The organism is Methylobacterium sp. CCH5-D2, from assembly GCF_001556475.1.
GTDB classification, from domain to species: domain Bacteria; phylum Pseudomonadota; class Alphaproteobacteria; order Rhizobiales; family Beijerinckiaceae; genus Methylobacterium; species Methylobacterium hispanicum.
The window spans coordinates 1-5,865 of record NZ_LSIX01000683.1 but is presented as its reverse complement, the minus strand read 5'-3'; the positions used below and the strand labels follow the sequence as shown (position 1 = coordinate 5,865).

General features: G+C 74.5%; 9 protein-coding genes. 3 read left to right on the top strand and 6 right to left on the bottom strand.

The genetic code is table 11. From position 1 onward, the window contains the following. Positions 1-236: 236 nt before the first annotated feature. Both gshB and AX737_RS18085 read right to left on the bottom strand, forming a co-directional pair. The gene (gene gshB / locus AX737_RS18090; protein WP_066923862.1) at positions 237-1,187 is read right to left on the bottom strand and encodes a glutathione synthase; all 951 of its coding nucleotides are present in this window, start codon (positions 1,185-1,187) and stop codon (positions 237-239) included. Between the two features lie 124 nt (positions 1,188-1,311). Continuing rightward, positions 1,312-1,617 carry a hypothetical protein gene (locus AX737_RS18085; protein WP_066923860.1) on the bottom strand — a complete coding sequence of 102 codons (306 nt, stop codon included), beginning with the start codon at positions 1,615-1,617 and terminating at the stop codon, positions 1,312-1,314. Positions 1,618-2,041: 424 nt separating this feature from the next. Here AX737_RS18085 and AX737_RS18080 point away from each other — a divergent pair, with 424 nt between their 5' ends. After that, entirely contained in the window at positions 2,042-2,248 is a 207-nt protein-coding gene (locus tag AX737_RS18080; protein ID WP_066923858.1) for a hypothetical protein, read from the top strand. A gap of 24 nt (positions 2,249-2,272) precedes the next feature. Continuing rightward, positions 2,273-3,097, top strand: coding sequence for a hypothetical protein (locus AX737_RS18075; RefSeq protein WP_238229300.1), 825 nt, complete (start codon positions 2,273-2,275; stop codon positions 3,095-3,097). A gap of 24 nt (positions 3,098-3,121) precedes the next feature. Here the strand turns inward: AX737_RS18075 and AX737_RS18070 are convergent, their stop codons facing one another. The 3 genes from AX737_RS18070 to AX737_RS18060 all read right to left on the bottom strand — a co-directional run bounded on the left by AX737_RS18070 (position 3,122) and on the right by AX737_RS18060 (position 5,040). Continuing rightward, positions 3,122-3,400: a 3',5'-cyclic-nucleotide phosphodiesterase gene (locus AX737_RS18070; protein ID WP_066923856.1), complete on the bottom strand. Its 279-nt coding sequence runs from the start codon at positions 3,398-3,400 to the stop codon at positions 3,122-3,124. Between the two features lie 148 nt (positions 3,401-3,548). Further along, the gene (locus tag AX737_RS18065; RefSeq protein WP_197430623.1) at positions 3,549-4,244 is read right to left on the bottom strand and encodes a hypothetical protein; all 696 of its coding nucleotides are present in this window, start codon (positions 4,242-4,244) and stop codon (positions 3,549-3,551) included. Positions 4,245-4,425: 181 nt separating this feature from the next. After that, positions 4,426-5,040, bottom strand: a complete 615-nt coding sequence (locus tag AX737_RS18060; protein ID WP_066923852.1) for a DUF1134 domain-containing protein — start codon at positions 5,038-5,040, stop codon at positions 4,426-4,428. Positions 5,041-5,159: 119 nt separating this feature from the next. Between AX737_RS18060 and AX737_RS18055 the strand changes: the two genes are divergently transcribed. Continuing rightward, positions 5,160-5,651 (top strand): YHS domain-containing (seleno)protein, encoded by a 492-nt coding sequence (locus AX737_RS18055; protein WP_066923850.1) that lies wholly within the window; start codon positions 5,160-5,162, stop codon positions 5,649-5,651. Here AX737_RS18055 and AX737_RS18050 read toward each other — a convergent pair. Next, a partial coding sequence (locus AX737_RS18050) for an inositol monophosphatase family protein (RefSeq protein WP_280949088.1) occupies positions 5,620-5,865 on the bottom strand: 246 nt, incomplete at its 5' end. The genes AX737_RS18055 and AX737_RS18050 overlap by 32 nt on opposite strands.

Below are 5,865 nucleotides of genomic sequence, written 5' to 3'. Positions count from 1 at the left end.
TTGGGGTGAGGGGTATGACCTGACAGGACTGAGCACGCCATCGACGCGCGTTCAGCTCAGCGCCTTTCTGGGAAGCCCCATACCCCTCACCCGGCTTTCTGCGAAAGCAGACCTCTCCCTACAGGAGAGAGGACCCGCGCTTCACCCTGAGAGGATCCGCAAGACCGAACGCTTCAACCGGATCCCGTAGGAGGTGAACCACTCGATCGGAGGCCGTAGGACGCGCCGGCTCGGGCTCAGGTCCGGGCCGCGAGCCGCGCCTCGATCGCGTCCCAGACCGCGACCGCGAGATCCGGCCCGCCGAGCCGCCGGATCGCCCGGATGCCGGTCGGCGAGGTCACGTTGATCTCGGTGAGGTGCCCGTCGATCACGTCGATGCCGACGAGGATCAGGCCGCGCCGCCTCAGCTCCGGCCCGATCGTCGCGCAGATCTCGCGCTCGCGCGCGCTCAGGTCGGAGGCCGCCGCCGCGCCGCCCCGCACCATGTTGGAGCGGATGTCGTTCGCCGCCGGCACCCGGTTGATCGCGCCCATCGGCTCGCCATCGACCAGGATGATGCGCTTGTCGCCCTCGGTGATCTTCTCCAGGAAGCGCTGCACCACCCAGGCCTCCCGGAACGTCGTGGCGAACAGGTCGTACATCGAGCCGAAATTCGGGTCGGTCTCCGAGACGCGGAACACCGCAGCGCCCCCGTGCCCGTGCAGCGGCTTCATGGCGATCGTGCCGTGCTCGCGCCGGAAGGCCTCGATCTCCGCCCTGTCGCGGGTGATGAGCGTCGGCGGCATCAGCTCGGGAAAATCGAGGACGAAGAGCTTCTCCGGGGCGTTGCGCACCTCGGCGGGGTTGTTCACCACCAGCGTCCGCGGGTGGATCCGCTCCAGCATGTGGGTGGCCGTGACGTAGGCCATGTCGAAGGGCGGGTCCTGGCGCATCAGCACCACGTCGGCCTCCGCGAGGTCGATGCGCTGGATCTCGCCCAGCGTCGCGTGCGCGCCCTCGACGTCCCGCACGGTGAGCGGCTCGACCCGGGCGGTGACGCGCCGGCCCTGCAGGGAGAGCCGGTCGGGGGTGTAGTAGAGGAGCCGGTGGCCCCGCGCCTGCGCTTCGAGCAGCAGGGCGAAGGTGGTGTCCCCGGCGATCCGGATCGCCTGGATCGGGTCCATCTGGACCGCCACGGTGAGCGCCATGTCGGGGCCTCGTCGGTTCGTCCGCCGGAGGTGGCGGGGGCTCGCAGGCCGCCTGCATAAGCCCTCCCCCGTGGCGAGGGGAGGGGCCTTGGGCGAGAGGAAGGGCCTTGGGAGACGCCCGGCCCTAATCCTCGGGCATCGACTTGCCGCCGGTGCGCCGGTCGTAGTCGCCGATCGCGGCGCGGCATTCCGGCGAGAGGCGCTTGCGGTTGCGCGTCATGCAGCGCTCGGCGTCCGGGCTGTTCGGATCGACGCCGACGCAGAGGCGGAAATAGTCGTTGGCGCAGCCGAGCTGCAGGCCCTGGTCCTCGCGCTGGGCCGCGGCCGGACCCGCCGTCACGGCGGCGAGGGCGAGACCGAGGGACAGGATCGCGAGCGAAGGGGGCCGGCGCCGTGCCGCGCGCATGAGGGGTGCCGTGTCCAGTCGCATCCAGCCGTGTCCTTGTCTGTCGATCCCGAACGTCGTTCGCGCGTCGCCCGGCATATCGGGCCGCGCCGCCGCTATGCAAGCGCCGGAACCCGCGACGGTTCCGTCCCGCCGCCGCCGACCCGTCCGCACGGCGCGTCCCGACTTCCGTCAAGAATTCCGGCGAGAAGAAGGCCGCGGCGCGGAGCCGGGGGCGGACAAGAAAATGGCCCTGCCGGTCGGGGCAGGGCCAAGTCAAGGGAGGAAACGCCCGCCATGGGCCAGCAGCCACAAGCAAGACCCGCGCCAAGTCCGGGGCGGCCGCGTCAAGGCTCCGTTAACCATCGCGTGCTGATCTGGCCTCCGACGACCGTTCAGGCCTGACCCCTTGCCGACGCCCTTTCCGGAGGACCCGGGCGGACAGCCTTCGCAGCCGACAGGTGCCCCGATGCAGCTCTCGACCTATCTCGCCCCACCGCCGACCCCCCTGCGCGCCGCCAACGAGGCCGCGCCCGAGCTCGCGCGCCGTCCCCGGACGGCGGCCGCGGTGCTGCCGTTCCGGCCGCTCGCGCGCCGCCGCCGCCCGGCCGAGACGCACGAGCGCCGCGGCCAGATCCTGCTCTTCCTCGGCGTGCGCTACAGCCGCGCCTCCTGAACGCCGGCGAACGGAACCGCTTCCATGGACAGGGCGCACCCGATCCCGGGCCGCCTGCGCCGCAGCGTCGCAGGCGTCTCCGTGCTGCCGCTTCTCGCCGCCTGGCTGCCGCTGCTGGCGGCCTGCGCGCAGGAGGGCGATTTCGGTCGCCCCAGGGCCGGCGCCTGGAACAGCCTCGTGGAGACGACCGGAACGCTCTCCGCCCGCGAGCGCGGCGAGAGCGCCGCGCTGCTGCCGCTGACCGACGACGAGCGCCTGCTGCGCGACCGCGCCTGGCGCTTCCTGATGCCGGCGGCGCCCGGGCAGGCCTTCCACGACGTGCTGGGCAACCTGAGCCGGACGCGGGTGCTGCCGCCCGGGCTCCTGGTGCGGGACGTGGCCGCCTATTTCGACGGGCTGGCGGCCGTGCCGGCGCGCTCGCAGGTGTCGCTCTACCGGCGGCTCGCCGAGGATGCGGGCGCCGACGCGCGGCTGATCCCGGCCTTTGCGGCGACCGCCGCCGTCGTGGTCGCGGCGGACGGGCGTCGGCTGGCCGGCCTGCCCTTCGCCCGCACCCTCGACGACTGGGACGTGCGGCAGGCCGCCATGCGGGTCGCCGAGAACCGCTGCCTGATCGCCTGGGTGCGCCTGGAGGCGGGCGCGCGCGTCGGGCGCTACCGCTACGCCCTGGAGCATCTCTTCGCGGCCCTGCCGAGCCCCGACGGGGTCGGGGCGGAGCGCGCCATCGCGTCGCTGGCGGAGCGGCGCGCGCTCCTCGAGCCGCTGCTGCCGCCGGACGCGGCGCTGCGCTGCGGGCTCGTGCCGGGCGAGGCGGTCGCCGCCGCCCCGGCCCTCGTCGTGAAGGATTGAGGCCCGGATCGGGCGGCGGCGGCCTCAGCCGCGCTTGCCGCCCTTCGGGTTCTGGGTCGCCTGGTAGGCGTCGATCGCCCGGCGGCAGTTCTCCGACAGCGACTTCCAGTTCTTCTCGAAGCAGACGTCGAGCGCCGGATCCTCGGGGGCGAGGTTGCCGCAATAGTTCAGGTAGTCCCCGGTGCAGTACTTCTTCAGCGTCTCGTTGCCGCGCCGCGTCTGCTGCGCCTGCTCCGCCGCGGCGGGCAGGCTGACGGCGGTGACGCCGAGCGCGAGGGCGAGGGTCGTCAGCTTCAGGGCCATGGTGGCTCGTTCCATCTCGATTGCCGGAGGATGACGCTCCGATGATGCTTTTGCGTGGTCGAAACAAGGCGTCTCGTGCACGATTTCGCACGCGGAAGGCCCGCGTGGGGGCGCCGCGTTCCGGCCTCTATCGGCGTCCGGCGCCGTCTCAGCCGCGCGCCGTCGAGAAGGCGCCGGCCACGGGCAGGCGCTCGCGCGGCGGCGCGAGGCTGTCGGCGAGCTCCGCGATGCGGGTGCGCAGCTCGGCGTTCTCGCGCTCGACCGCGCTCTCGCGCGCCGACAGCGCCTGCGCCAGGGCGTCCTCCGCGGCGGAGAGGCGGGCGAGCAGGACCTCCCGCTCCTCCAGGTCCTCCCGGGTCTCGGGCATCCCCGCGGCGCGCCCGTCCCCGGCGGGGCCGGCGCGCCGGGCGGCGAGCAGGCTGTCGAGGAGGTCGGCATGCGCCTCCTCCAGGGCCCGCAGGGTGGCGAGGCTCGCCGCGCCCTCGCCGAGGGCGCTCTCCAGCTCGCCCTCCAGCCGGGCCTTGTGCGCCAGCCCGTCGGCGACCTCGCCCTCGCGCCGGGTGAGGTCGCGGGCGAGCCGCGCGGCCTCCATGGTGCGCGCGCCGATGGCCGCCATGTCGGCCTGGCGCCGGGCCCGCACCGCCTCGACCGTGCGCTCCAGCCGCCGCTGCTGGACCGCGAAGCGGGCGCGCAGGAAGTCGCGCTCGGCCGCGATCTCGGCGGGGGCGAGCGGCACCAGGGCCTCGGCCCGGCGCCGGGCGAGGCGTGCCGCGCGGGCGTTCAGCACCGGCAGGAGCAGGAGGCCGCCGAGGCTCGCGGCCAGGAAGCCGAGAGCGAAGATCATCAGGGTTTCGATCACGCGCGGAACCGCTCGCCGACCGGGTCCCGCCGGACCCGCCACATACGTGCCCTCATACTAGTGAAGGGCGCGGCCCCGGGCCAGCCCGCCGGACGCGGCCCTCCCGTGGCCCTTGCCGTGGCCCTTGCCGTGGCCCTTCCCCTGGCCGTCGCGGCCCGGCCCGGGCTCAGAACGGGTTCCAGGTCGGCTGGTCGGTGAACTTGAGATAGCCGACGTTGATGCCGAGCCGCGCGCCGACGCCGCTGCGGATCGGCACCACCACGGTGTTGTCGTTGACGACCGCCGTCATGCCGAAGCCGCCGATGAAGTAGGCCGAGCCGTTCACGCCCCCGTAGCGCCGGTAGAGGCTGCGCACGGAGGGCAGGTTGTAGACGAGCATCATGGTGCGCGCCCCGTCGCCGCCGACGTCGAAGCCGAGGGAGGGACCCTGCCAGTAGACGCGCCGCTGGCCGGCGTTGCGGGTGTAGAGGGTGCCCTCGCCGTAGCGCACGCCGCCGACGATCGCGCCGGAGGCCTCCTGGCCCAGGATGTAGCCGTTCGGCTGGCCCCAGCGCCGGGTCGCCTCCTCGACGGTCAGCGCGAGCCCGCGCGAGACCGAGCCGAAGAAGCGGTGGCCGTTGTCGATGATCTCGCCGGGGCGGAAGGATTCGGGCATGCCGTCCTCGCCGCGCCCTTGCGCGTTGGCCGCGCCGGCGCCCGCGAGCAGGAGGCCGGCGGCGAGGCCCGCGACGCCGGACAGTGCCCGGCGCCGGGCGGGGCTGTGGAGTTTGGGGCCCGTCATGCTTCCTCCTCCGCCGATCGTTGCGGCTCCGCGTGGCGCGATTCGGCGCCGCGAATGCGGCAAACCGGGGGTGCGCGGGCGCCTGTCGCCGCGCGGCACCGTGCGGCATAAGAGCGAGGATGTGGTTAACGCGCCGTAAGCTCGGGCTCCTCGCCCTCCTCACCTGCGGGCCGGTGCCGGCCGGGGCGCAGGCCCCGACGCCCCCCGCGCAGCTCCCCGCGGAGCTCCCCGCGACCCTGGCGCTGCGCGGTTTCGACGCGGTGAGCTACTTCCTGCCCGGCGGCCCGCGTCCCGGCGCCGAGCGGTTCGAGCTGGCCTGGGGCGGGCGCGCGTGGCGCTTCGCGAGCGCGGGCAACCGCGCCGCCTTCGCGGCCGGGCCCGGATTCTACGCGCCGCGCCTGGACGGCAACGACCCGGTCGGCGTGCTCGACGGGCGGATCGTCGATGCGGACCCGCTGGTCTTCGCGGTGCTCGGGGGCCGGCTCTACCTGTTCCGCGACGCGGAGCGCCGGGCGCGGCTCGTGGCCGATCCGGGCCTCGCCGACCGGGCCGAGGCGCGCTGGCCCGCGCTCGCGCGGCTCATCGAGCCGCTGCCGCGCTCCCCGAACTGACGGGCAGGGCGAGGCGCCCGGCGAGGCGCGGGTCGCCGAGCGCCGCGAAGGCGCCGTTGCGGTAGCCCGCCGCGTGGCGCCCGTAGGCAAGCGGGCCGCCCCCGGGCGTCACCACGCACCCGCCCGCCGCCGTCACGATGTGGTCGCCCGCGGCCGTGTCCCACTCCATGGTCGGACCGCAGCGCACGTAGAGGTCGGCCTCGCCCGACGCGAC

Bases quoted from the DNA above. Each gene is read 5' to 3' on its own strand.
- gshB (WP_066923862.1), bottom strand. From the start codon at position 1,187: ATGGCGCTCACCGTGGCGGTCCAGATGGACCCGATCCAGGCGATCCGG.
- AX737_RS18085 (WP_066923860.1), bottom strand. From the start codon at position 1,617: ATGCGACTGGACACGGCACCCCTCATGCGCGCGGCACGGCGCCGGCCC.
- AX737_RS18080 (WP_066923858.1), top strand. From the start codon at position 2,042: ATGCAGCTCTCGACCTATCTCGCCCCACCGCCGACCCCCCTGCGCGCC.
- AX737_RS18075 (WP_238229300.1), top strand. From the start codon at position 2,273: ATGGACAGGGCGCACCCGATCCCGGGCCGCCTGCGCCGCAGCGTCGCA.
- AX737_RS18070 (WP_066923856.1), bottom strand. From the start codon at position 3,400: ATGGCCCTGAAGCTGACGACCCTCGCCCTCGCGCTCGGCGTCACCGCC.
- AX737_RS18065 (WP_197430623.1), bottom strand. From the start codon at position 4,244: ATGATCTTCGCTCTCGGCTTCCTGGCCGCGAGCCTCGGCGGCCTCCTG.
- AX737_RS18060 (WP_066923852.1), bottom strand. From the start codon at position 5,040: ATGACGGGCCCCAAACTCCACAGCCCCGCCCGGCGCCGGGCACTGTCC.
- AX737_RS18055 (WP_066923850.1), top strand. From the start codon at position 5,160: ATGTGGTTAACGCGCCGTAAGCTCGGGCTCCTCGCCCTCCTCACCTGC.